Annotated in this window: 37 protein-coding genes and 1 pseudogene; 35 read left to right on the plus strand and 3 right to left on the minus strand. The window is 41.0% G+C overall.

Annotation, left to right across the window (positions count from 1 at the left end; all coding sequences use genetic code 11):
- The first annotated feature begins 138 nt into the window (after positions 1-138).
- The 30 genes and pseudogenes from J582_RS15800 to J582_RS15945 all read left to right on the plus strand — a co-directional run bounded on the left by J582_RS15800 (position 139) and on the right by J582_RS15945 (position 16351).
- Positions 139-867, plus strand: a complete 729-nt coding sequence (locus J582_RS15800) for a type 1 glutamine amidotransferase (protein WP_004711809.1) — start codon at positions 139-141, stop codon at positions 865-867.
- Between the two features lie 252 nt (positions 868-1119).
- Complete coding sequence (rpsJ, locus tag J582_RS15805) at positions 1120-1431, plus strand: 30S ribosomal protein S10 (RefSeq protein ID WP_000070912.1); 312 nt, start codon at positions 1120-1122, stop codon at positions 1429-1431.
- Positions 1432-1488: 57 nt separating this feature from the next.
- Positions 1489-2127, plus strand: coding sequence for a 50S ribosomal protein L3 (rplC, locus tag J582_RS15810; RefSeq protein ID WP_002049740.1), 639 nt, complete (start codon positions 1489-1491; stop codon positions 2125-2127).
- 11 nt (positions 2128-2138) lie between these two features.
- The gene (gene rplD, locus J582_RS15815) at positions 2139-2741 is read left to right on the plus strand and encodes a 50S ribosomal protein L4 (protein ID WP_002049755.1); all 603 of its coding nucleotides are present in this window, start codon (positions 2139-2141) and stop codon (positions 2739-2741) included.
- Complete coding sequence (gene rplW, locus J582_RS15820; protein ID WP_002049693.1) at positions 2738-3058, plus strand: 50S ribosomal protein L23; 321 nt, start codon at positions 2738-2740, stop codon at positions 3056-3058. Before rplD ends, rplW begins: the two co-directional genes overlap by 4 nt.
- Before the next feature lie 11 nt (positions 3059-3069).
- Positions 3070-3894: a 50S ribosomal protein L2 gene (gene rplB / locus J582_RS15825; protein WP_002049686.1), complete on the plus strand. Its 825-nt coding sequence runs from the start codon at positions 3070-3072 to the stop codon at positions 3892-3894.
- A gap of 13 nt (positions 3895-3907) precedes the next feature.
- The gene (rpsS, locus tag J582_RS15830; RefSeq protein ID WP_001138119.1) at positions 3908-4183 is read left to right on the plus strand and encodes a 30S ribosomal protein S19; all 276 of its coding nucleotides are present in this window, start codon (positions 3908-3910) and stop codon (positions 4181-4183) included.
- Between the two features lie 11 nt (positions 4184-4194).
- Positions 4195-4524, plus strand: coding sequence for a 50S ribosomal protein L22 (gene rplV / locus J582_RS15835; RefSeq protein ID WP_001982638.1), 330 nt, complete (start codon positions 4195-4197; stop codon positions 4522-4524).
- 1 nt (position 4525) lies between these two features.
- Positions 4526-5342, plus strand: a pseudogene (gene rpsC / locus J582_RS15840) (30S ribosomal protein S3).
- A complete protein-coding gene (gene rplP / locus J582_RS15845; RefSeq protein ID WP_002049688.1) occupies positions 5282-5695 on the plus strand; it encodes a 50S ribosomal protein L16 in 414 nt (137 codons plus the stop codon). Before rpsC ends, rplP begins: the two are co-directional and overlap by 61 nt.
- Complete coding sequence (rpmC, locus tag J582_RS15850; protein ID WP_000849928.1) at positions 5695-5892, plus strand: 50S ribosomal protein L29; 198 nt, start codon at positions 5695-5697, stop codon at positions 5890-5892. Before rplP ends, rpmC begins: the two co-directional genes overlap by 1 nt.
- Complete coding sequence (rpsQ, locus tag J582_RS15855; protein WP_001291845.1) at positions 5889-6146, plus strand: 30S ribosomal protein S17; 258 nt, start codon at positions 5889-5891, stop codon at positions 6144-6146. Before rpmC ends, rpsQ begins: the two co-directional genes overlap by 4 nt.
- Before the next feature lie 92 nt (positions 6147-6238).
- Positions 6239-6607, plus strand: coding sequence for a 50S ribosomal protein L14 (gene rplN, locus J582_RS15860; RefSeq protein WP_001982634.1), 369 nt, complete (start codon positions 6239-6241; stop codon positions 6605-6607).
- A gap of 9 nt (positions 6608-6616) precedes the next feature.
- A complete protein-coding gene (gene rplX, locus J582_RS15865; protein ID WP_002049703.1) occupies positions 6617-6934 on the plus strand; it encodes a 50S ribosomal protein L24 in 318 nt (105 codons plus the stop codon).
- A 15-nt stretch (positions 6935-6949) separates the two neighbouring features.
- Positions 6950-7486: a 50S ribosomal protein L5 gene (gene rplE, locus J582_RS15870; RefSeq protein WP_002049698.1), complete on the plus strand. Its 537-nt coding sequence runs from the start codon at positions 6950-6952 to the stop codon at positions 7484-7486.
- Between the two features lie 9 nt (positions 7487-7495).
- On the plus strand, positions 7496-7801 hold the full coding sequence (gene rpsN / locus J582_RS15875) for a 30S ribosomal protein S14 (protein WP_002049689.1): 306 nt from the start codon (positions 7496-7498) through the stop codon (positions 7799-7801).
- Between the two features lie 11 nt (positions 7802-7812).
- Positions 7813-8208, plus strand: coding sequence for a 30S ribosomal protein S8 (gene rpsH / locus J582_RS15880; protein ID WP_002049732.1), 396 nt, complete (start codon positions 7813-7815; stop codon positions 8206-8208).
- Positions 8209-8221: 13 nt separating this feature from the next.
- Positions 8222-8755: a 50S ribosomal protein L6 gene (rplF, locus tag J582_RS15885; RefSeq protein WP_002049709.1), complete on the plus strand. Its 534-nt coding sequence runs from the start codon at positions 8222-8224 to the stop codon at positions 8753-8755.
- Between the two features lie 14 nt (positions 8756-8769).
- Positions 8770-9120 carry a 50S ribosomal protein L18 gene (gene rplR, locus J582_RS15890; RefSeq protein ID WP_002049741.1) on the plus strand — a complete coding sequence of 117 codons (351 nt, stop codon included), beginning with the start codon at positions 8770-8772 and terminating at the stop codon, positions 9118-9120.
- A 2-nt stretch (positions 9121-9122) separates the two neighbouring features.
- Positions 9123-9620 carry a 30S ribosomal protein S5 gene (gene rpsE / locus J582_RS15895; RefSeq protein WP_001141025.1) on the plus strand — a complete coding sequence of 166 codons (498 nt, stop codon included), beginning with the start codon at positions 9123-9125 and terminating at the stop codon, positions 9618-9620.
- A 6-nt stretch (positions 9621-9626) separates the two neighbouring features.
- Positions 9627-9803, plus strand: a complete 177-nt coding sequence (rpmD, locus tag J582_RS15900; RefSeq protein WP_000849088.1) for a 50S ribosomal protein L30 — start codon at positions 9627-9629, stop codon at positions 9801-9803.
- Positions 9804-9806: 3 nt separating this feature from the next.
- A complete protein-coding gene (gene rplO / locus J582_RS15905) occupies positions 9807-10247 on the plus strand; it encodes a 50S ribosomal protein L15 (RefSeq protein ID WP_002049750.1) in 441 nt (146 codons plus the stop codon).
- A gap of 45 nt (positions 10248-10292) precedes the next feature.
- Positions 10293-11612 (plus strand): preprotein translocase subunit SecY, encoded by a 1320-nt coding sequence (secY, locus tag J582_RS15910; protein WP_170318186.1) that lies wholly within the window; start codon positions 10293-10295, stop codon positions 11610-11612.
- Positions 11613-11632: 20 nt separating this feature from the next.
- Positions 11633-11749 (plus strand): 50S ribosomal protein L36, encoded by a 117-nt coding sequence (gene rpmJ / locus J582_RS15915; protein WP_000867907.1) that lies wholly within the window; start codon positions 11633-11635, stop codon positions 11747-11749.
- Positions 11750-11856: 107 nt separating this feature from the next.
- A complete protein-coding gene (rpsM, locus tag J582_RS15920) occupies positions 11857-12213 on the plus strand; it encodes a 30S ribosomal protein S13 (RefSeq protein ID WP_000090816.1) in 357 nt (118 codons plus the stop codon).
- A gap of 19 nt (positions 12214-12232) precedes the next feature.
- Positions 12233-12619 (plus strand): 30S ribosomal protein S11, encoded by a 387-nt coding sequence (rpsK, locus tag J582_RS15925; protein ID WP_001040166.1) that lies wholly within the window; start codon positions 12233-12235, stop codon positions 12617-12619.
- 12 nt (positions 12620-12631) lie between these two features.
- A complete protein-coding gene (gene rpsD / locus J582_RS15930; RefSeq protein WP_002049716.1) occupies positions 12632-13258 on the plus strand; it encodes a 30S ribosomal protein S4 in 627 nt (208 codons plus the stop codon).
- A 17-nt stretch (positions 13259-13275) separates the two neighbouring features.
- The gene (locus J582_RS15935; protein ID WP_002049752.1) at positions 13276-14283 is read left to right on the plus strand and encodes a DNA-directed RNA polymerase subunit alpha; all 1008 of its coding nucleotides are present in this window, start codon (positions 13276-13278) and stop codon (positions 14281-14283) included.
- Between the two features lie 18 nt (positions 14284-14301).
- Positions 14302-14679, plus strand: coding sequence for a 50S ribosomal protein L17 (gene rplQ, locus J582_RS15940; protein WP_002049717.1), 378 nt, complete (start codon positions 14302-14304; stop codon positions 14677-14679).
- A gap of 181 nt (positions 14680-14860) precedes the next feature.
- A complete protein-coding gene (locus J582_RS15945) occupies positions 14861-16351 on the plus strand; it encodes a flavin-containing monooxygenase (RefSeq protein ID WP_006580692.1) in 1491 nt (496 codons plus the stop codon).
- 48 nt (positions 16352-16399) lie between these two features.
- Here the strand turns inward: J582_RS15945 and J582_RS15950 are convergent, their stop codons facing one another.
- Positions 16400-17572 (minus strand): acyl-CoA dehydrogenase family protein, encoded by a 1173-nt coding sequence (locus tag J582_RS15950; RefSeq protein WP_002049748.1) that lies wholly within the window; start codon positions 17570-17572, stop codon positions 16400-16402.
- Between the two features lie 189 nt (positions 17573-17761).
- Between J582_RS15950 and J582_RS15955 the strand changes: the two genes are divergently transcribed.
- From J582_RS15955 to J582_RS15975, 5 genes are all read left to right on the plus strand, one after another.
- Entirely contained in the window at positions 17762-18019 is a 258-nt protein-coding gene (locus J582_RS15955) for a succinate dehydrogenase assembly factor 2 (RefSeq protein WP_002049719.1), read from the plus strand.
- Between the two features lie 6 nt (positions 18020-18025).
- On the plus strand, positions 18026-18415 hold the full coding sequence (locus J582_RS15960; RefSeq protein ID WP_025466084.1) for a hypothetical protein: 390 nt from the start codon (positions 18026-18028) through the stop codon (positions 18413-18415).
- 767 nt (positions 18416-19182) lie between these two features.
- Positions 19183-20268 (plus strand): hypothetical protein, encoded by a 1086-nt coding sequence (locus tag J582_RS15965; protein WP_002049690.1) that lies wholly within the window; start codon positions 19183-19185, stop codon positions 20266-20268.
- An 83-nt stretch (positions 20269-20351) separates the two neighbouring features.
- Positions 20352-20918: a rhombosortase gene (rrtA, locus tag J582_RS15970; RefSeq protein ID WP_004711824.1), complete on the plus strand. Its 567-nt coding sequence runs from the start codon at positions 20352-20354 to the stop codon at positions 20916-20918.
- A 187-nt stretch (positions 20919-21105) separates the two neighbouring features.
- Positions 21106-23301, plus strand: coding sequence for a TRAP transporter large permease subunit (locus J582_RS15975; protein ID WP_006580689.1), 2196 nt, complete (start codon positions 21106-21108; stop codon positions 23299-23301).
- Positions 23302-23448: 147 nt separating this feature from the next.
- Here J582_RS15975 and J582_RS15980 read toward each other — a convergent pair whose 3' ends face one another.
- On the minus strand, positions 23449-23880 hold the full coding sequence (locus J582_RS15980; protein WP_031982338.1) for a hypothetical protein: 432 nt from the start codon (positions 23878-23880) through the stop codon (positions 23449-23451).
- 11 nt (positions 23881-23891) lie between these two features.
- On the minus strand, positions 23892-24101 hold the full coding sequence (locus J582_RS15985; RefSeq protein WP_002049754.1) for a YheV family putative zinc ribbon protein: 210 nt from the start codon (positions 24099-24101) through the stop codon (positions 23892-23894).
- Positions 24102-24104: the final 3 nt, after the last annotated feature.

A 24104-nucleotide genomic window follows, 5' to 3' on the forward strand; every position in this document is an offset into this window, starting at 1 on the left:
ATTAAGAGAAAACTGATTTATTCGCCAGATTTTTGGTTAATTCTAAGATGTTTCGTTACTACTGTAACATTCACTAAAAACTTGGCTTTATTTTTGCAAAGATCAAACCAACATTCTAACAACAATAGGTTTAAGCGCATGAAGTCGCATTTACGTGTTCACTATTTTCAACATATTGCTGGCGAAGGTTTTGGAAGCTGCTATTCGTTTTTAAAAGCGCATCACGCCACTATTAGCTCTACAGAATTCTTTGCACTTCCCGTAGATCGGTCACTTGAAATAGAAGCTTTACCTCGGATTGAAGAAGTTGACTTACTACTAATTATGGGTGGAACCATGAGTGTAAATGACGAGGCAAACTATCCATGGCTTAAAATAGAAAAAAGATGGTTGCGTCGATATTTGGCAGCAGGGAAACCAGCAATAGGTCTTTGCTTGGGTGGGCAGCTAATTGCGAATGCATTGGGTGCAGCAGTAAGCCGTAATCGTTATCAAGAACTAGGATGGTCGACAGTTCAAAGAGTTGCAAACTTACCACAAGAAAGTTTTCCGCTACCTGAAGAAATCAATGTGATGCAGTGGCATAGTGAAACATTTGAAATACCTAAAGGAGCTATACGTTTGGCTGAGAGCATTGCTTGCCGTAATCAAATGTATCAGATTGGGAAAAATGTACTAGGTTTTCAATTTCATCCGGAAATGACACCAGCAGCTTTACAGCTTTTACTGGAAAATGAAGAAGAGCTATCTATTTTTGACGGAGAATATGTTCAATCTGCACATGAACTGCAATCTTCAGAAGCACAGAAATTTGAACAAGGTAATCAACTCTTAAATAAAGCAATTGAGTTTGTAATAAATGCATAGAATGAATTATTAATACGTAGCTAAAGTGGAATTTGAGCAAAAAATAGAAAAAGAGAATTGCATAAGACTTAAACAATCGTTATAATGAGCGACCCTCAAGAAGAGGGCATTTACTGCGAAGAAAGTAGTAAATGTGCATTACAGTCGTGGCATCGATCACGACCTTGGTGATTATCACTGCCTTTGACACTTACCAATAGGTGAGATGCGTCAAAGGTGATTCTTTATATATTTGGCTTGGAGTTTACTGGTATGTCTAACCAGAGAATTCGTATCCGTCTTAAGTCTTTTGATCATCGTCTGATTGATCAATCTGCTCAAGAGATCGTAGAAACCGCTAAGCGTACCGGCGCACAAGTTTGTGGTCCAATTCCGATGCCTACTCGCATCGAACGCTTCAACGTTCTTACTTCACCGCACGTTAACAAAGATGCGCGTGACCAGTACGAAATCCGCACCTACAAACGTTTGATCGACATCGTTCAACCTACAGATAAAACTGTTGATGCATTGATGAAGTTAGATCTTGCAGCTGGTGTTGATGTTCAGATCGCTTTGGGTTAAGGCTTTCGGTTAATTAACGATTAGTTAATTAGGCCGCTTTTTTAGAGGTTTATGCACATGGCTATTGGTTTAGTCGGTCGCAAATGTGGTATGACTCGCATCTTTACAGATGCTGGTGTTTCTGTACCTGTTACAGTCATCGAAGTCGATCCAAACCGCATTACGCAAATCAAAACACTTGAAACTGATGGTTATCAAGCTGTTCAAGTAACTACTGGTGAACGTCGCGAATCTCGCGTAACTAACGCTCAGAAAGGTCACTTCGCGAAAGCTGGTGTTGCTGCTGGTCGCTTGGTTAAAGAATTCCGTGTTACTGAAGCTGAGCTTGAAGGTCGTGAAGTTGGCGGTACTATTGGCGTTGATTTGTTCACAGTTGGTCAAATTGTTGACGTAACTGGTCAATCAAAAGGTAAAGGTTTCCAAGGTGGTGTTAAACGTTGGAACTTCCGTACCCAAGACGCTACTCACGGTAACTCAGTTTCTCACCGTGTATTAGGTTCTACAGGTCAAAACCAAACTCCTGGACGCGTGTTCAAAGGCAAAAAAATGGCTGGTCACTTAGGTGATGAACGCGTAACAGTACAAGGTCTTGAAATCGTATCTATTGACGCTGAACGTTCTGTTTTAGTTGTTAAAGGTGCAATTCCTGGTGCAACTGGCGGTGACGTAATTGTACGTCCTACCATCAAGGCCTGAGGGGAAATACCGTGAATTTGAAAACTGTTTCCGGCTCTGCTGTTGAATTGTCTGAAGTTGCTTTCGGACGTGAATTTAACGAGGCTCTTGTACACCAAGTTGTTACTGCTTATTTAGCAGGTGGTCGTCAAGGTACTCGTGCTCAAAAATCGCGTGCAGACGTTTCTGGCGGTGGTAAAAAACCATTCCGTCAAAAAGGTACTGGTCGTGCTCGTGCGGGTTCTATTCGTAGCCCTATCTGGGTTGGTGGTGGTAAAACTTTTGCTGCTCGTCCACAAGATTGGTCTCAAAAAGTAAACCGTAAGATGTACCGCGGTGCAATGCAATGTATCTTAGCTGAACTTGTTCGCCAAGATCGCCTTGTATTAGTTGAAGAGTTTGCTGTTGCAGCTCCAAAAACTAAAGAATTGCTTGCAAAACTTAACGACTTAAATGCTGCTCGTGCATTAATCGTTACTGACGCTGTAGATGAGAACTTATATCTTGCAGCACGTAACCTTCCACATGTAGATGTGGTAGATGCAACTGCAATCGATCCTGTAAGCTTGATCGCGTTTGATAAAGTTGTGATGTCTGTAGCTGCTGCTAAGAAAATTGAGGTAGAACTCGGATGAACAACGAACGTATCTATCAAGTCCTTAAAGGACCAGTCTTCTCAGAAAAGGCACAAGTTTTAGGTGATACTGTTGGTGTTCAAGTATTTAAAGTAGACATCAATGCTACTAAACTTGAAATCAAAAAAGCAGTTGAAAAACTTTTTGGTGTAGAAGTTGTTAAAGTTAACACAACTATTACTAAAGGTAAGACTAAGCGCTTTGGTCGTACATTAGGACGTCGTTCTGATGTTAAAAAAGCATACGTCACCCTGAAAGCCGGCCAAGATGTTGAAATGGCTGACTTGGGCGATACCGCTGAAAGCGCAGCGGAATAAGGACGAAAATTATGCCGATTCAAAAATGTAAGCCAACGTCTCCAGGACGTCGCTTTGTAGAGAAAGTGGTTCATGACCATCTTCACAAAGGCGCTCCTTACGCACCGTTGGTTGAAGCTAAAAAACGTACTGGTGGTCGTAATAACAACGGTCACATTACTACTCGTCACGTTGGTGGTGGTCATAAACAACACTACCGTATCGTTGACTTCAAACGTAACAAAGACAGCATCCCAGCTGTTGTAGAGCGTATTGAATACGATCCAAACCGTACAGCACATATTGCTTTATTGAAATATGCTGACGGTGAGCGTCGTTATATCATTGCACCTAAAGGTTTACGTGCTGGCGATAAAGTACAATCTGGTAACGATGCTCCAATTCGTCCAGGTAACTGCTTGCCACTTCGTAATATGCCGATCGGTTCTACACTTCATAACGTTGAACTTAAAATTGGTAAGGGTGCACAATTAGCGCGTTCTGCTGGTGCTTCTGTTCAGTTGTTGGGTCGTGATGGTTCTTACGCGATTATTCGTCTTCGTTCAGGCGAAATGCGTAAAGTGCATGTTGAATGCCGCGCTGTAATTGGTGAAGTTTCTAACCAAGAAAACAACCTTCGTTCATTGGGTAAAGCTGGTGCTTCACGCTGGCGTGGTGTTCGTCCTACCGTACGTGGTATGGCGATGAACCCGATTGACCACCCACACGGTGGTGGTGAAGGGCGTAACAAAGGTATTCAACCTGTAAGCCCATGGGGTCAAAAAGCTAAAGGGTACAAGACACGTACCAATAAGCGTACGACTAAGATGATTATTCGCGACCGTCGCGTCAAGTAAAGGAATCTGACTAATGCCTCGTTCTCTGAAAAAAGGCCCATTCGTCGATGCGCACTTGTTCGCTAAGGTTGAAGCGGCTGTTGCTAGTAACTCTCGCAAGCCGATCAAAACTTGGTCTCGTCGTTCGATGATCCTTCCAGATTTTGTTGGTTTAACAATCTCTGTTCATAATGGTCGTAATCACGTTCCAGTAATTGTTACTGAGCATATGGTTGGTCATAAACTCGGTGAATTCGCGCCAACTCGTACCTATCGTGGTCACGGTGTTGACAAGAAATCTAAACGTTAATAGGTGTCATGATGGAAGTAACTGCTAAATTACGCGGTGCCGCTATCTCGGCACAAAAAGCACGTTTGGTTGCAGATCTTATTCGCGGCAAATCTGTTGCGCATGCTTTAAACATCTTAAACTTCAGCAATAAAAAAGCTGCTGTTTTAGTAAAAAAAGCATTGGAATCTGCGATTGCAAACGCTGAACACAATAACAGTTTAGATGTTGACGATCTTAAAGTTTCTACGATTTACGTTGATGAAGGCATGAGCCTTAAACGTATTATGCCACGTGCTAAAGGCCGTGCAGATCGTATTACTAAGCGTACTTGTCACATCACCGTTAAGGTAGGGGTTTGATATGGGTCAGAAGGTTCATCCAATCGGTATCCGCCTAGGTGTTGTGAAACGTCATAACGCTAACTGGTATGCGAATCCGAAACAATACGCTGAATACTTGCTTAAAGATCTTCAAGTTCGTGAGTTTTTAACTAAAAAACTTAAGAATGCGATGGTAAGCAATATTCTTATCGAACGTCCATCAGGCGCTGCTAAAGTAACTATTAGCACAGCTCGTCCTGGTATCGTAATCGGTAAAAAAGGCGAAGATATTGAGAAATTACAGCGCGAACTTACCAGCATTATGGGTGTTCCAGCGCAAGTAAGTATCAACGAAATTGATCGCCCAGACTTAGATGCGCGTTTAGTTGCTGAAGCAATTGCTTCTCAATTAGAAAAGCGTGTTATGTTCCGTCGTGCTATGAAGCGTGCGGTTCAAAACACTATGCGTGCTGGTGCTAAAGGTATCAAAGTTGAAGTGTCTGGCCGTTTAGGTGGTGCAGAGATTGCTCGTACAGAATGGTATCGTGAAGGTCGTGTACCTTTGCATACATTACGTGCAGACATTGACTATGCAACTATGCGTGCAGAAACAACTTACGGTACGATTGGTGTTAAAGTTTGGATTTTCCGTGGCGAGATCTTAGGTGGCATGAAACAAGTCATGAACCCTGCTCCTGCTGAAGATCGTCCAGCTAAACGTGGTCGTGGTCGTGGTGAAGGTCAAGAGCGTCGTGGTCGTCGCGGTGACCGTGCTGCTGACAAGGGAGAATAATCCATGTTGCAACCTAAACGTACCAAATTCCGTAAAGTGCACAAAGGCCGTAACACTGGTCTAGCGCATCGTGGTAGTACAGTATCATTTGGTTCGATTGCAATTAAAGCAACTGAACGTGGTCGTATGACTGCGCGTCAGATTGAAGCTGCACGTCGTACTATTAGCCGCCGTATTAAGCGTGGTGGTAAAATCTTTATTCGCGTATTCCCGGATAAACCAATTACTCAAAAGCCTCTTGAAGTGCGTATGGGTAAAGGTAAGGGTAGCGTGGAATACTGGGTTTGCCAGATCCAACCAGGTAAGATCCTGTACGAAATTGAAGGTGTGAACGAAGAATTAGCGCGTGAAGCATTTGCTTTAGCTGCTGCTAAACTTCCGTTTAAAACCACTATCGTGACTCGGACGGTAATGTAATGAAAACTAAAGATCTACGTGAAAAATCGGTAGAAGAGTTGAAAGCTTTGCTTGATGAGCAGCAGCTTAACCAATTCCGTCTTCGTATGGCGAAAGCAACTGGTCAGTTGGGTAAATCGCACGAAGTGCAAGTTGCTCGTAAGACAATTGCTCGTATTAAGACACTCCTTACCGAAAAACAGGGGAACGGACAATGAGTGAAAAAACAGTCCGCACGTTAACCGGCAAAGTCGTAAGTGACAAAATGGATAAATCTATTGTTGTTCTTATTGAACGCCGCGTTCAACACCCGTTGTATGGCAAGTCAATTCGCCGTTCAACTAAGTTACACGCTCATGATGAGAACAACGTTGCTAAAATTGGTGATGTTGTAACCATTAAAGAAAGCCGCCCAATTTCTAAAACTAAAGCTTGGACTTTAGTGGAAGTAGTTGAAGCAGCTGCTGAGTAATTCGACGTTCTTGTTGCATCATCGGTCAATTTCGAGTACTCTTTGAGCCTTTCGAAATTGTGACCGGTGATGCTCGGTTTTGGAGTAGGGCAATGATTCAAACCGAAACTATGCTCGACGTAGCAGACAACAGTGGTGCTCGCCGCGTACAATGTATTAAAGTACTTGGTGGTTCACATCGTCGTTATGCTTCTGTTGGCGACATTATTAAAGTTACTGTAAAAGAAGCAATCCCACGCGCACGTGTTAAAAAAGGTGACGTGATGAATGCGGTTGTAGTTCGTACTAAATTCGGCATTCGTCGTCCAGATGGTTCTGTGATCCGTTTTGATGATAATGCTGCAGTTATTTTGAACAACAACAAAGCTCCGATTGCTACTCGTATCTTCGGACCAGTGACTCGTGAACTTCGTACTGAACAGTTCATGAAAATCATTTCATTGGCTCCTGAAGTTCTATAAGAGGCAATCATGGCTAAGATTAAAAAAGGCGATCAAGTTATCGTGATCGCAGGTAAAGAAAAAGGCAAACAGGGTACTGTGTTGTCTGTTTCTGAAGACCGCGTTAAGGTTGAAGGCCTTAACTTAGTGAAGAAGCATCAAAAGCCTAACCGTGTAACTGGCGCTGAAGGCGGTGTAGTTACTCAAGAAGCTTCGCTTCATATTTCAAACGTGGCAATTTTAAATGCTACAACCCAGAAGGCTGACCGTGTTGGTTACCAAGTGATTGATGGCGTGAAAACTCGCGTTTATAAATCAAATGGTGAATCAGTGGCGGTAGCGAAGTAATAGGTTGAAAAGGCAATGGCCAGACTTAAAGCACGTTACAACGATGAACTTAAAGCAAAGTTAAAAGAAGAACTTGGCATTAAGAACGTGATGGAAATTCCACGCATCACAAAAATTACCCTAAACATGGGTGTAGGCGCAGCTGCAACTGATAAGAAATTATTAGATGGCGCTGTAGTCGACATGCAATTAATTGCTGGTCAAAAACCAGTAATTACACTTGCTCGTAAATCTATCGCAGGTTTCAAAATCCGTGATGGTTGGCCAATTGGTTGTAAAGTTACTTTACGTGGCGACCAAATGTACGAATTCTTGGACCGTTTGATCTCTATCGCAATCCCTCGTATCCGTGACTTCCGTGGTTTCTCTTCGAAATCATTTGATGGTCGTGGTAACTACTCAATGGGTTTGAAAGAGCAAATCGTTTTCCCTGAAATCGATTTCGATAAGATTGATCGTATTCGTGGTATGGATATTACCATTACTACGACTGCTCGCACCGATGACGAAGGCCGTGCGCTTATGCGTGCATTCGGCTTCCCGTTCAAATAAGAGGTCGATATGGCTAAGAAAGGTATGATTAATCGCGAATTGAAACGCGAAAAAACAGTTGCTAAATACGCTGCAAAACGTGCTGAATTAAAAGCTACAATTGCAAACGTAAACGCAAGTGAAGAAGAGCGTTTCGAAGCGATGTTAAAGTTACAAGCATTGCCACGTAATGCATCTCCGGTACGTCTTCGTAACCGTTGTGGTTTAACTGGTCGTCCTCATGGTTACTTCCGTAAGTTCGGTTTAAGCCGTAACAAATTACGTGACACAGTAATGCAGGGTGATGTACCAGGCGTTGTTAAGGCAAGCTGGTAAGGAGCGACTAAATGAGTATGCAAGATACCGTTGCCGACATGCTAACACGTGTTCGTAACGCACAAATGGCTAAGAAACAAACTGTTTCTATGCCTTCTTCTAAGTTGAAAGTTGCAATTGCAAACGTACTTCAACAAGAAGGTTATATTTCAAATGTAGAAGTTGCTCAAGAAGAGACAAAATCTACTTTGACAATTACTTTAAAATATTTCGAAGGCAAACCAGTTATCGAAATGGTTAAGCGCGTAAGCCGTCCAGGTCTTCGCCAATACCGTGGTAAAGATAAACTTCCAAGCGTTAAGCAAGGTTTAGGTATTGCAATTGTTTCTACAAGCAAAGGCATCATGACTGATCGCGCTGCACGTGCTGCAGGCGTTGGTGGTGAAGTTATTGCTTTTGTTTCTTAATAGGTGATTCCTCATGTCTCGTGTGGCTAAAGCCCCAGTAACTGTACCTAATGGTGTAGCAGTTACTCAGAACGGCCGGCAGGTCGAAGTGAAAGGCAGCAAAGGTACATTGTCTTTCAACCTGCATGCGCTGGTCGAGCTAAAACAGGAAGAAGGTAAACTTCAACTTGCTCCAGTTAAAGAATCGAAAGATGCTTGGATGCAAGCTGGTACTGCTCGCGCTGTATTGAACAACCTTGTAAAAGGTGTTAGCGAAGGCTTCGAACGTAAGTTACAGCTAGTTGGTGTTGGTTATAAAGCTGCGGTTAAAGGTACTGTTGTAAACCTTAACCTTGGTTATTCACACCCAATTGACTACGCTTTACCAGAAGGTGTAACAGCGGAAACTCCAACTGCAACTGAAATCATTTTGAAATCAGCAAACAAGCAGTTGTTAGGTCAAGTAGCGGCAGAAATCCGTGCGTACCGTGCTCCTGAACCATATAAAGGTAAAGGTGTTCGTTATTCGGATGAAGTCATTCTTCGTAAAGAAGCTAAGAAGAAATAAGGCGCGAGGTTCTTATGAACGAAAAGAAACAATCCCGTTTGCGTCGTGCGAAAAGCACACGCTTGCACATTCGTGCATTGGGTGCGACTCGTTTGTGTGTAAACCGCACTCCGCGTCACATCTATGCTCAAGTTATTTCAGCAGATGGTGGCAAAGTTTTAGCGCAAGCTTCAACTTTGGATGCATCTTTACGTAGCGGTACTACAGGTAATGTAGATGCAGCTACTAAAGTAGGTGCTTTAATCGCAGAACGCGCGAAAGCAGCTGGTGTAACTAAAGTTGCATTTGACCGTTCTGGTTTTAAATATCATGGTCGTATCAAAGCCTTGGCTGATGCTGCTCGTGAAAACGGCTTGGAGTTCTAATCATGGCTAAAGTTGAACAAAACGAAGGTCTTGTTGAAAAGCTGGTTGCCGTTGATCGTGTAGCCAAAGTTGTTAAGGGCGGTCGTATCTTCTCTTTCACAGCATTAACTGTTGTGGGTGATGGTAATGGTCGTGTTGGTTTTGGTCGTGGTAAAGCACGTGAAGTTCCTGCTGCTATTTCTAAAGCACTTGAAGCTGCTCGTCGCAACATGATCACTGTAGACCTTGCTGGTACTACTTTACAACACCCTGTGAATGCTCGTCATGGTGCAAGCCGTGTATACATGCAACCTGCTTCAGAAGGTACTGGCGTAATCGCTGGTGGTGCAATGCGTGCCGTTCTTGAAGCTGCAGGTGTACATAACGTACTTGCTAAATGTTATGGTTCTACAAATGCTGCTAACGTAGTAAACGCAACTTTTAAAGGTTTGCGTGATATGACTTCTCCTGAGAAAGTCGCTGCGAAACGTGGTAAATCAGTAGAAGAAATTCAAGGGTAATCAATCATGAAAACGATTAAAGTTACCCAGACTAAATCTTCTTCACATCGCTTGAAAAATCACAAGCTTTGCTTACAAGGTTTAGGTCTGCGTCGTATTGGTCATACTGTAGAAGTGCAAGATACGCCTTCTAACCGTGGTATGATCAACAAAGTCTACTATATGGTTAGTGTAGAGGAATAAGCCATGACTCTGCGTTTAAATGAGCTTGCACCTGCAGAAGGTGCAAAACGTGAACACCGTCGTTTAGGCCGTGGTATCGGTTCTGGCGTTGGTAAGACTGGTGGCCGTGGTGTCAAAGGTCAAAAATCACGTAAAAGTGGTGGCGTTCGTCCAGGTTTCGAAGGCGGTCAAACAGCGATTTATCGTCGTTTACCTAAATTCGGTTTCACTAGCCAAATCGCTTTAAAAACTGCTGAAGTACGTTTGTCTGAGTTAACTAAAGTGGAAGGCGACATTGTTAGCCTTGAAACTTTAAAAGCTGCGAATGTTGTTCGTCGCGATCAAATTCGTGCTCGTATCGTGCTTTCTGGTGAAATCACTCGTGCATTCACTGTTCAAGGTGTTGCATTGACTAAAGGCGCTAAAGCTGCAATTGAAGCAGCTGGCGGTAAAGTCGAGGAGTAATCTCGAGTGTCTATGTCTCCTAGTTCTTCAGGTCATGTCAACATGATGAAAGGTCAGCCATTTCATGTGAAATACCGTGAAATTATTCGCCGGATGAGTTTTCTAATCGGTGCATTGCTGGTCTTTCGACTAGGAGCGCATATTCCAGTACCAGGCATTAATAATGCTGCGTTAGAAAATTTATTTCATGCAAACCAAGGAACTATTCTTGGGCTATTCAATATGTTTTCTGGCGGTGCTTTAGAGCGAATGTCGATTCTTGCTTTAGGGATCATGCCTTATATTTCTGCATCTATTATTGTGCAGTTAATGTCAACAGTGATTCCTTCTCTTGAAGCCTTGAAAAAGGAAGGGGAGCAAGGTAAGCGAAAAATTAATCAATATACGCGACAAGGTACATTACTACTTGCAGTGGTTCAGGCAGTAGGTATGTGTGCAGGCCTTATTGGTCAGGGTATTACTCTGTCTACAGGACTTGCATTCTATATACCTGCGGTTACATCACTTATCGCTGGAACTATGTTCTTAATGTGGTTAGGTGAACAAATCACTGAAAGAGGTATCGGTAATGGTATCTCAATGATTATTTTTGCAGGTATTGTAGCTGGTTTGCCTAAATTAATTATGCAATCAGTGTCATCTGTAGATAATGGTCAAACAAGTTTGATTGGTCTTGTCATCTTTGGGCTTTTGTCTCTTGGTGTATTGGCTGCGATTGTGTTTATTGAAAAAGCACAACGTCGTATTCCAGTAAACTATGCGCAGAAGCAGCAAGGTCGTCGTATATTTACAGCTCAGCAAACACATCTACCATTAAAAATTAATATGGCTGGTGTGATTCCTGCGATTTTTGCAAGTTCTTTACTATTGTTCCCAGCAAGTCTTGGACAATGGGTGGGTAGTGCAGATCCGAATGCTGGTTTAATTAAACGTAGCTTACAAGATTTAGCTTTGGTATTGTCGCCTGGACAGCCTTTGTATTTGGTGCTCTTTGGTGCGTTAATTATCTTTTTCTGTTACTTTTATACGGCTTTAGTATTTAGCCCTAAGGAAGTATCAGAAAATCTAAAACGCAGCGGAGCTTATGTGCCTGGTATTCGCCCAGGTGAGCAAACTGCTCGTTACTTAGATCATATTCTTAATCGTTTGACGTTTATTGGTGCGATTTATATTACAGTCATTTGTTTGATGCCAATGATTTTACAAAGTTCTTTTGGTATTCCATTCTATTTGGGTGGTACCTCATTACTGATCGTAGTCGTTGTTGTTATGGACTTTATGGCTCAGCTACAAGCGCATTTAACATCTCATCAATATGACAATCAAACATTAATGAGAAAAACGACTGCTCATCCTAAGGGATAAGCGCACTTAGAGGTTTCATCATGAAAGTACAAGCTTCTGTAAAGAAAATTTGTGGTAGCTGTAAAGTTATCCGTCGTAATGGGGTTATTCGCGTGATTTGTAGCGCAGAACCTCGTCATAAGCAGCGTCAAGGTTAATCTAATCAAGACCTGTTGATTTCAGTAGGCGAATTGGGTTAATATCCGCCCCTCAAGATTTTTGTGGGGCGGTTGATTATCTCTACTGCCTTTTTGGAGAAAAGTGAATGGCTCGTATTGCCGGTGTAAACATTCCGGATAACAAGCATGCTGTTATCTCCCTCACTTACATCTTTGGTATCGGTCGCCACACTGCTAAGAATATCTTAGCTACAGTTGGTATTACTGAGACTACTAAGATCCGTGAGTTGGACGATGCTCAGCTTGATGCGATTCGTGCAGAAGTTGCTAAGGTTCCTACCGAAGGTGACTTACGTCGCGAAATTTCCATGAACATTAAACGTTTAATGGATTTAGGTTGCTATCGTGGCCTTCGTCATCGTCGCAGCTTGCCTGTCCGTGGTCAACGCACCAAAACTAACGCACGTACCCGTAAAGGTCCGCGCAAACCGATTAAAAAGTAAGATTTCTGGAAGCTAAAAGATGGCTAAAGATACTCGCACACGCAAGAAGGTCACTCGTACCGTCTCTGAAGGTGTTGCACACATTCACGCGTCTTTTAATAACACCATTGTTACGATTACCGATCGTCAAGGTAATGCATTGGCTTGGGCCACCTCAGGTGGACAAGGCTTCCGTGGTTCACGTAAATCAACTCCGTTTGCTGCTCAGGTAGCTGCTGAAGTTGCTGGTAAAGCAGCTTTAGATTACGGTTTGAAAAACCTTGACGTCCTTGTAAAAGGTCCTGGTCCAGGTCGTGAGTCTGCGGTTCGTGCATTAGGCGCAGTGGGTTATAAGATTAACAGCATTACCGATGTGACTCCAATTCCTCACAACGGTTGCCGTCCACCTAAAAAACGTCGCGTGTAAGGAGAAACATTCATGGCTCGTTATATTGGTCCAAAATGCAAACTCTCTCGCCGCGAAGGGACAGACCTGCAACTTAAATCTGGCGTTAAACCATTTGACGTCAAAACTAAAAAAGCTAACAAAGCACCTGGTCAACACGGTCAGGCTCGCGGTGGTAAGCAATCTGAGTATTCACTACAATTACGTGAAAAACAAAAAGTCCGTCGTATTTACGGTGTGTTAGAGCGTCAATTTAGTAACTACTATAAAGAAGCAGCTCGTGTAAAAGGCGCAACTGGTGAGAACTTGTTGAAATTGCTTGAAAGCCGTCTTGATAACGTTGTTTATCGCATGGGTTTTGGTTCTACACGTGCAGAAGCTCGTCAGTTAGTAAGTCACCGTAGCATTACTTTGAATGGTCGTCGTGTAAACATCGCATCTATTCAAGTTAAAGCGGGTGATGTAATTGCGGTTCACGAAGGTGCTAAACAACAATTGCGTATCAAAAACGCGATTGAATTAGCTGCTCAACGTGGTATTCCAGCTTGGATTGATGTTGATCATTCTAAACTTGAAGGTACGTTTAAAGCTGCACCAGATCGTTCTGATTTACCTGCTGAAATCAACGAAAGCTTGATTGTAGAATTGTATTCTAAATAATCCTTGAGGTAGCAATAATGACGCGTACTGCAAACGAGTTTCTCACTCCGCAAGCGATCAAGGTCGAAGCGGTAAGCGGGACCTCGGCAAAAGTGATTCTAGAACCTTTAGAGCGTGGTTTTGGCCATACTCTAGGTAATGCTTTACGTCGCATTCTATTGTCTTCTTTACCTGGCGCTGCTGTGGTTGAAGTAGAGATAGAAGGTGTCGAGCACGAGTACAGTACTTTAGAAGGCTTGCAGCAGGACATCGTCGAGCTCTTGCTGAACCTAAAAGGATTGTCTATTAAGCTGTTCGATCAAAATGAAGCTTATTTAACATTAGAAAAACAAGGTCCTGGCGATATTACTGCTGCTGACCTTCGTTTACCTCATAATGTTGAAGTGGTTAACCCAGATCATTTAATCGGTACTTTGAGTGCTTCAGGTTCATTAAAAATGCGCTTGAAAGTTGCTCAAGGTCGTGGTTATGAAACTTCTGATTCTCGTTTCCCTGAAGGTGAAACACGTCCTGTAGGTCGTTTGCAATTAGATGCTTCTTATAGCCCAATTAAACGTGTTTCTTACACCGTTGAAAATGCGCGTGTTGAACAACGTACCGATTTAGATAAGCTGGTAATCGACCTTGAAACAAATGGAACGGTTGATCCTGAAGAAGCAATCCGTAAAGCGGCAACAATCTTGCAACAACAAATTGCAATTTTTGTTGATCTTCAGAAAGACCAAACTCCAGTTGCTCAAGAGCCTCGTGAAGAAGTTGACCCAATCTTGCTTCGCCCAGTAGATGATCTAGAGCTTACTGTTCGTTCTGCTAACTGTTTGAAAGCAGAAAATATTTACTACATTGGTGATCTCGTTCAACGTACTGAAGTTGAGTTATTAAAAACTCCTAACCTTGGTAAAAAATCGTTAACAGAGATCAAAGATGTTTTGGCATCGAAAGGCTTACAACTCGGTATGCGTCTTGAAAACTGGCCACCAGCTAGTCTTCGTATGGACGACCGTTTTGCCTATCGTAGCCGTTAATTAAGTAGGACTATCACCATGCGTCATCGTAATAGTGGTGTGAAATTAGGCCGTACAAGCAGCCATCGTAAAGCGATGTTCCAAAACTTGGCTAATTCTTTATTTGAACACGAGTTGATCAAAACAACTGTTCCTAAAGCTAAAGAATTACGTCGTGTTGCTGAGCCTTTAATCACTCTAGCAAAAAACGATACTGTAGCAAATCGTCGTTTAGCATTTGCTCGTACTCGTAATGCTGCAACTGTTGGTAAATTATTTACCGTACTCGGCCCTCGTTACAAAGAACGTAACGGCGGTTATCTACGTGTTCTTAAAGCGGGCTTCCGTGCTGGTGATGCAGCACCGATGGCTTACGTTGAGCTTGTAGATCGTGAAGTGAACACTTCAGCTGAATAATTGATATTATTCGAAAAAGGCCGGCTTTATGCCGGTCTTTTTTATGTTTTGAAAAATGGAAAATTTAAAAATTGTCCTCAAGTGACATAAAAAAACGGATAAACGGTCAAACTTGACATTGTGTATTGTCAAAATTGTGCTTTAATAAAGTCATATTCTCAACAATGGGTATAAAAATAAAATGGAAAAGCAAGTTGATATTCTAATCATTGGTGCCGGCATTTCAGGAATCGGAGTGGCTGCCCATTTATCTAAAAATTCTCCACAACGTCAGTTTGAAATTTTAGAGCGTCGTGAATCTTTTGGTGGGACTTGGGACCTCTTTCGTTATCCTGGTATTCGTTCAGACTCAGATATGTCAACTTTTGGTTTTAACTTTAAACCATGGCGTAAAGCAAATGTATTGGCTGATGGAGCTTCTATTAAAGGATATTTAGGCGAAGTTATTGATGAATTTAAATTAAAAGAAAAAATTCATTTTGGTCATCGTGTACTTTCTGCAAATTATGATTCTTCATCTAAGAAGTGGAATGTTGTTGTCGAAGACAGTAATAAAAAACAGCAGACTTGGGTAGCCAACTTTGTTGTAGGTTGTACAGGTTATTATAATTATGATCAAGGCTATGCGCCGACATTCCCAAATCAAGATGCTTTCAAAGGTCAACTTATTCATCCGCAGCATTGGCCAGAGAATTTAGACTATACGGGTAAGAAAGTAGTAATTATTGGTAGTGGAGCTACTGCAATTACTTTAGTACCAGCTATGTCAAAAGGTGGCGCAGGTCATGTGACGATGCTACAACGTTCACCGACTTATATTGCTTCTGTTCCGTCTATTGATTTCATCTATGAAAAAACACGTAGATTTATGTCTGAAGAGGCAGCTTATAAATTTACACGTGCACGTAATATTGGTATGCAACGGGCAATTTATGCATTGTCTCAAAAGCATCCGAAGACAGTTCGTCGTTTACTCTTAAAAGCAATTGAAATGCAGCTTAAGGGTAAAGTAGATATGAAACATTTTACACCTTCATATAATCCTTGGGATCAGCGTTTGTGTGTGGTACCTGATGGTGATTTATTTAAAATTCTTCGTGAAGGTAAAGCGAGTGTTGAAACTGATCAAATTGAAAAATTTACTGAGACCGGTATTCAATTAAAATCAGGTAAACATCTTGATGCAGATATCATTGTTTCTGCAACTGGTTTACAGGTTCAAATCATGGGTGGTGTGCAGGCAACTATTGATGGAGAACCTGTTAAATCATCTGAACACATGCTGTATAACGGCGTGATGCTCAGCGATGTACCAAATATGGCGATGATTATTGGCTATGTAAATGCTTCGTGGACATTAAAAGTTGATATTGCAGCAGATTATATCTGTCGTTTATTAAACTATATGGATAAGAATAATTATGATGAAGTCATCCCATCTGGTGATAAGACTGTGATGGAAGAGGACACAGTCATGGGTAGCTTATCATCTGGTTATATTAGTCGTGCTGCTGACGTGATTCCTAAACAAGGTAAACAAGCACCATGGCAGGTAACCAATAATTATCTTGAAGACCGAAAATCATTAAAAAATGCAAAATTTGATGATGGTGTTCTACGCTTTCATAAGCATTCAGAAGTTACTACACGTAAACCAAAATTAGTATCTTGATATTCAAAAATGAAAAGGAGGCTATAAGCCTCCTTTTTATTGTGAACATTAAAGAGTTCTAGAGATTAGTTCTTTCATAATTTCATTAGTACCTGCATAGATACGGTTTGCTCGGTGATCGATGTAAGCGCGAGCAATTGGATATTCCAGCATATAGCCATAACCACCGTGTAATTGAAGACATTCATCTACAACTTTTGAGAACATATCTGAAATTTTATATTTTGCAGCAGCTGCTGCTTCAACACTCAATTTTTCATCGAGTTGTAATTCCATACAACGATCTAAATAGGTACGGCAGAAATCAATTTCTGTACGTAATTCTGCGAGTTTGAAACGTGTATTCTGGAAAGCACTAATTGGCTTGCCAAATGCTTTACGATCTTTTGTATATTGAACAGTATGAGCAAACGCTGCTTCTGCACCAGCTTGGCAGATAATTGCCACCAACATACGCTCCCATGCTAATTCTTTCATGAGCATAATAAAGCCCATACCTTCCATGCCTAAAAGATTTTCTTTAGGAACACGGACGTTGTCGAAGAAAAGTTCACATGTATCTTGGCCTTTCATGCCAATTTTGTTGAGTGGCTTACCTTTAGTAAAACCTGCACGATCAGCTTCCACAATAATAAGTGATAAATTGGCAGAGCCTTTATCACTGTTGCCTGTTTTACAGACCACGATGGCCATATCGCACAAATAACCATTGGTAATAAATATTTTTGAACCATTAATTACATATTCATCGCCATCAAGAACAGCAGTCGTTCTCACAGCTTGTAAATCGGATCCTGTTCCTGGCTCGGTCATGGCAATCGCGGTTACTGTTTCACCAGTCGCCATTTTAGGGAGCCATTTTTGCTTTTGTTCTTCGTTTCCAAAGTTATTGATATAGTTCGCGACAATATCGGAATGCAGTGAAAAACCTGTACTTGAGTCCATTGCATAGGCTTGTTCTTCAATAAGAATCATACTGTATAGGCGGTCAACACCTGAGCCACCGTATTGTTCAGGCATGGTTGTGCACAGTAAGCCTAAGGCACCAGCTTTATTCCAAAGATCTCGGTCAACATGTTGTTGTTTTTCATATTTTTCAGTATTTGGTACCACTTCTTTTTCATAAAACTTGCGTACAGTTTCTCGGAAAGCTTCATGTTCTTCATTTAATAGACGGCGAGGTAACATATTTGGAATGGGACGAATAGCACCAGATTGCATTGTATTTCTTCCTTGGTTTGGGCTTGATGTTATAAGTCTAAACATACGGGAAGCTTACTAGGTCTAACAATGTGATGAATGCTCATTTATAGCTATGAAGTGATAAGTTTGGTCAATTTGAGATTTTTAGCGAACTTTCTTATGTGATCAGGTAAACTAGGCGCACTATCAACGCAGATGGGGAAATAAATGTCTGAAGAAATGACCTTGGAAGAACGTAAAGTAGTTTATCGCGCACGCCGCGGTTTAAAGGAAATTGATGTCTATTTTGACCCATATGTGAAAAATTATTATTTAAAGGCAGATCCAGCAGAAAAAGCATTATTTGCTGAATTAGTAGAGCAGGAAGATCCTGATTTACTTGACTGGTTTATGGAAGTATCTGAACCGCCGCGTACAGAATTACGTGATTTTATTCATAAATTAAAGCACTATGTTCATGGCTGATTAGTTTTGGTCAACCATTTGAATTTCAAACTGAAATATAGCCGTTTTGCGATTATATTTCAGTTTTTTATTGGCTTAAGTTTGGTAGTTCTATTTTATCAACTCCTACCAATATTATGGTGGTTGGTTACGGTCAGTTTACTATTCATAAGTTTTATTTTCTTTTTAAAGCGGCCACAGCTCGCTCAAATTGCTCATTTAGATCAAAAATTATGGTCACTTAGCTTTCATTCAGAACAAACAATTTCTCGGGTAGAGATTTTAAAAATAATTGATTATCAGATTTTCATAGTGGTCTATTTTGAAGGGCATAAGACATTAACTTCTGTTATTTGGTTTGATCAAATACCTCTATCTCAGTGGAAACAACTTAAAACCTTAGAAAAATTTTATTAATTGTTAGACAATTCTACATTTGTATATTTATTTAAAAGCATTAAAAATCAAATAATTAATATTTATTTCTTTTCAGGAAATTTAAATTGTCTAGTTAAAATACAGAAAAAATAGCAAGAAAGTCAATTGTCCGACAATTTCTCAATATGGTTATTATTCTATCGGTTAAAGTACAAACACCAACGTAAAGTGTGTCGGAGGTCTCAAATGGAGATGCCAACATGGTCGTTCTTGGTCATTGCCATCATTCTGGCAGTGGTGATAGGAAGAGCAGGAACTTTACTCAGGGAACATCTTAATAAAGCTAATTATAGCAAAGTTAAGAGACAGAGGATGCAAAGGTCGTCGGTCAGTCAATAGTTTAATTGGTTAATCGATTAATTTCATCAAGTGTCCAGTTTTACTGGGTGCGAATGTAGTAAGGAGGTCTCTCATGGAGATTTCAATGTGGATGTTTCTGTTAATTGCAGTTGTTATGGCTGTAGTAGTAGGAAGAGCAGGAACTTTACTCAAGGATTATATAGAACAACAATAATATAAGCCGTTAAAAGCTTATCCCAGTTAATAAGTAGCATGTGCTGAACCGTCGCAATGCTACTTTTTTTTGCCTAAAATTTTTGTTTCCCTGAAAAACTGTCAATTTTATCTGCTGTGAAGTGTGTCAAAGTATAAGCGCTACAATTAGAGTAATTACTCTTTTATTCAAGATATGCATCTGCTAATGTACATCTGAAAAGGAAAAAACAAATTACATCGAGGACAGGAAGATGTCTAAAGTCCAAAAAATAAGCCAAGGTTTGGCAATGAGTTTTCTTGCAGCTTCAGTTTTATCAGGTTGTTCATACGTCGTGAAAAGCGGAGCAAATGTTGCTTTAGGTTTCACGGAAAAGCACGTCGTTCCACCTATTTTGGCAATGCAAGATGCTGAAATGGTTTGTAATACTGGTAGTGCCTTAACTCCTGCAATTATGTCGACTAAAGGTATGGGTGCAGATCCTACTCGTGTCGCTGTCTTAATGTATGCTGCTTCAGGTGTATGTGCGGAAAACCAAGCATTAGAACAGGAGTTACGTTACTTGCGCGCTTCAAAAGCAGGACAGGTTACAGAAGCTCAAGATGCACGTATTGCGCAGAAGCGTTGGGCTGCTATTGCTGCTGAACGCCAATATACCGGCTATAAATTATTCGCTGATCGTTGGGAATCTAAATATAAGTACCATTTAGGTGACTCATGTCCAACTATGCGTAGTGATACTGATCAGACTGTATATCTACTTGGAATGATCAGCGGTCTTCAAGCGGTGACGAATGATATTAACTCAGGTGGTTCTGTCAATGTTCCGAAAGATATCGCTGCTATTGTAGAGCGTGGTATGGTCTGCCTTGATAACCAAAAGTTCTGGGGTGCACCAAATGCAACACGTGCGGTGATCTGGACTTTATTACCAGGGGCTAACGAAGGTAAGCCTGATCCGTATGAGACTTTAAAACAGTCAGTCCAAATTGGTGAACAAAAAGGTGTTCGTTTGTCTCACGCACTCTATGCTGTAGCTGCTCAGGCGAGTGGTGACGATGCAAAAATCCGTGATGCATTAAAAACATATGCAGCATCTCAAGCAGATGATAAACCAGTTAATCCGAACTTTAAGTTAATCGATAGTATGGCTGGTTTAATCGTTCGTGGCATTTCTGACCGTTACTGGACTGAGCATACCGGTGTTCGTACAGGCGATGGTGGTATGTCTCATTTCTGGGATGAGAAAAACGAAGGTTCAGCAGAACTGGATGAGTTATTTGATGGTGGGGCTGCATCAGAAGTTCCAGCTGACTCAACAACTGCACCTGCACAGTAAAAAGATCTGAAGAAACTCACTCCTTGCGTTACTACTTATTTTCGTATTAATCGTAAGGAGTTCAGTTTTAAAAGGAGTGTGCTATGAAAGATCATGTACTCAATAAAAAAGTGCTTTTGGTCGCAGGGTGCATTTCTGTTTCTGCATGTCTGCAGGTATTTCCAGACTATTTTATTTATTGGCGCGAAAGCTTACTTGGTGAGTTTTGGCGTTTGTGGACAGCACACTGGGTACATGTCGGCTGGATTCATTTTTTATTAAATATGATGGCATTTGCATGTTTGCCCTTCATATTTCCGCATACCAAAGTGTGGCATATTTTAAGTCTTCTTTTTCTTCTGCCGCCTTTTATTAGTTTGGTTTTCTATTTTTATTTGCCTTATATCGATGCATATGCCGGTCTATCTGGAGTGCTCCATGGGCTGTATACGGCTGTTGCTTTAGTTTATTTGCAATACCGTAAAGAACGGAATTTTGCATTACTGGTTTTAGGTTTAATTATCGCCAAGCTAATTTGGGAAAATACATTTGGTCAAACAGGCACAGCACAGCTGATTGGAAGTCCTGTTTTAACTGAAGCTCATTTATATGGGGCGATAGGCGGTGCAATCTTTGGAGGATGCTATTGGCTAATACAAAGATTCAAATAGAAAGATTGACAATACAAACTGTTAAAAAAGAGATTTTAGTCATTCTTTATTGATAAAGTTTGATGCAAATTTGATCGTTGAATAAAGGGATTGGTAGAAGGGGAATGGACGATACCCCTGACCAAGGAAATTGCATGACTCAAAGCCTTTGTTATGAGGGATTTGAGAGAACAAAATTGGAATATTTATGCAAGAATATCAAGAAAAAAGATCTGGATTAGGTCTGCTGGGTTATGTATGGAACGAATGGATCTCAACATTCGTGATCCTCATTTTGTTATTAATGACGCTCATAATTGGTACCGGGGAAATGATCCACGGACAATTATTACGTATCGGGGAACGCCTTTATGGTGACCCTGCTTCAGGCATGCAATATTCGTTTTTGCGTGCTGAGCCTGAAAAGCCATCTTGTGATCGACACCCAAATATTGATGCTCAAGTAAAAGAGCAAATGAAAGCGAATGCATCTGATGATTTCGCAAGCTTCTTTGGTGCAGCTTCAGAAAGTGATGTCCGTGCATCCTTACTAGCAGCACAGCAGCAATGTGAAGATAAATATTTGGCTTATGATAAAACCATTAAATATATTGAAGCACATCCAGGCGTACGTACATACCGTACGATTGAAACGGGTTTCTTTGGTATATTTAAATTTGGTACAGAAAATCGCGCAATTTTGCTGGTCTTTATGGTTTTGATTTCAGCGATTACTGCATCGTTAAAGTTTCACCATATTGGTTTACGTAACCCTGCAACAAAGCTGGACTACAAAGTGTATGCCTTCTTTATGTTGCTTGGTAATGCCTTGCTCAGTTCTTCAGTAATTAGCCAGTACCGTTCTGTGATTAATTCAGGGGTTTCTCCAACTCATGAAACAATCATTATTTATTGGTTATGGATGATCTTGTTTGTCATTCTGACCTTAATTAGCCTTTATCAGCTATTTGTTTCCCCTGCGCCAAAACGTGAGGGTGGCAATATTGGCTTAGCTTTATTATGTGTACCTTTGTATGCGTATATGGCTGTGATTACAGGTGTAGCTTTTACATTCTTTATGGACTATCCAATGGGCCAAGGGATTTACCTAGGTCAGTTGGTAGAATTCTCGGGTATTTTCTTAAACCTTGCCTTATTTATTTGGGCGGGTATGTTACTCACGCAAACACGTGTTATGGATTTATTCCTAAACGTACTTCGTCCATGGAATCTGGCACCAGAAACTTTAACTTGGTTAATTTTAATCGCTGCTGCTGTGCCGACTGCTTATACGGGTGCTTCTGGAATTTTCGTTATCGCAGCCGGTGCGATTATTTATAAGGAAGTTTGGAATGCAGGTGCTCGCCGTCAGTATGCACTTGCTGTATCTGCAATGTCAGGTTCATTAGGTGTTGTGGTACGTCCATGTCTATTGGTAGTTTTAATTGCCATGCTAGACAGTCGCCATGTTACATCTGATGAGTTATTTGGTCATGGTATTTATGTCTTCTGGTTAACTGCATTTATTTTCTTAGGTGTATCTCTTTTCTTGGCAGAAGAGAAGTTTCGCGTGAACTCGCCGAAAGTAGCACTTCCAGGCATGGCACGAGCTTTCGTACCTGTTATTCCATATATCTTAATTACAGTAGTTGTTCTTGCATTTTATAAATATGCATTAGATACAGGAATGAACGAATTTACTGCACCAGTAATTCTGCCACTCGTGCTGATTGCAATGATCTTGTACGATAAAATGGTTATGCCTAAAGAGGCACCAGCTTTAAATATTCATGAAGCAATTGTTCGTGAACATGAGAAAAAATCTCCATTTTTACAGTCACACGATCCGCATAGTTCACAGTTCCGTCTAGGTTTTGGTGGAGCATTACGTTTTGCCACATCAGAAACAGTTGGACATATTGGTGCACTTATTATTTTGATGGCATTGTCAGCAAGTGTGGGTGGTTTAATCGAGCGTACCGAAATTGTTGAAATGTTGCCGACTCACTTAGGTAATATTTATATTTCGCTCGCATTTATTGCATTACTACTTGCCATTATTGGTATGTGTACCGATCCATTTGGTGCGGTAATTTTAGTAGCAGCAACAATTGCACCTGTAGCCTACGAAAATGGTATTCATCCAATTCACTTCTGGATGATTGTATTGGTTGCATTCGAATTTGGTTATGTAACACCACCAGTTGCCTTGAACCATCTATTAACGCGGTTATCCGTTGGTGATGATGAGGTGAATGCTGCCGATGCAGAAGCGAAAGAGAAGTACACAAGTTTCTATTACCGTTATGAACGTTGGTTATTACCAATTATTGTTTTGTTCTCATCATTGGTATTAGTTACTTATGCTCCATTAGTACTCAAACTATTTGGTTGGTACCAATAATCTAAATATGTAAGCTCAATAAAAACACTCTCTTTAAGGAGGGTGTTTTTTTATGTGGTAGTTATTTTGATATAAAAATTCTTAATAAATAAAAAGCTAGTTCAGAGTGAACTAGCTTTTTGCATCATAATGAGATTTAAATAAATACTATTGTTGTTTAACCTGAGCTTCAAGGAGTTTTACTTGCTCTTCTTTTAACTTAATGAGTTGGTCTGCATCGGCATGCTGGGCTTTTAGTGTTACTTCCTGATCTTGCAGCTGCTGATGAATGTCATTAAGTTTAGAAACTTCTTCTTTTGCTAAAGACTCTTGCGCAGGGACAGGCTGTTTGAGCACATCTTCATTTATAAGTTGCTGCGAATTAGCAGTGTGTGTTTGAGCTACAGGCTCCGAACTTGCAGATGGTTGTGTCGTTTTTTGAGGTACAGGTGTCGAGGCTGGTTGAGGATCAACCATTGGCGCTGACGATTCAGTTTTTTTGAAAAACCATTGTGCTGCGAAAAAAAGCACTACGAGAATGCTTAAGCCCCCAATTAAAATCCACAATAATTTTGAGTTTTGTTTTCTTTGTAGTGGCATGTCTAAGACCTTTAGTCAGAACGACGAGGCTTGAACTGTATTACTCCAACTTCATCAGGTATAGCAGGCGTTTCGGGCTCATCAACATGAGTCGGTCGATTTTCGCTATATCCGCATTCGATACATTCAATCCATTCGTCTTCAGCGGTGGTTAGCATGACAATCCGATCTATGGCTTCACATTTTGGACATTTAGCTCCAGCAATGAAACGTTTTTTCATCTT

It is taken from the genome of Acinetobacter sp. 1566109 (assembly GCF_000582255.1).
Classification (GTDB): Bacteria; Pseudomonadota; Gammaproteobacteria; order Pseudomonadales; family Moraxellaceae; genus Acinetobacter; species Acinetobacter nosocomialis.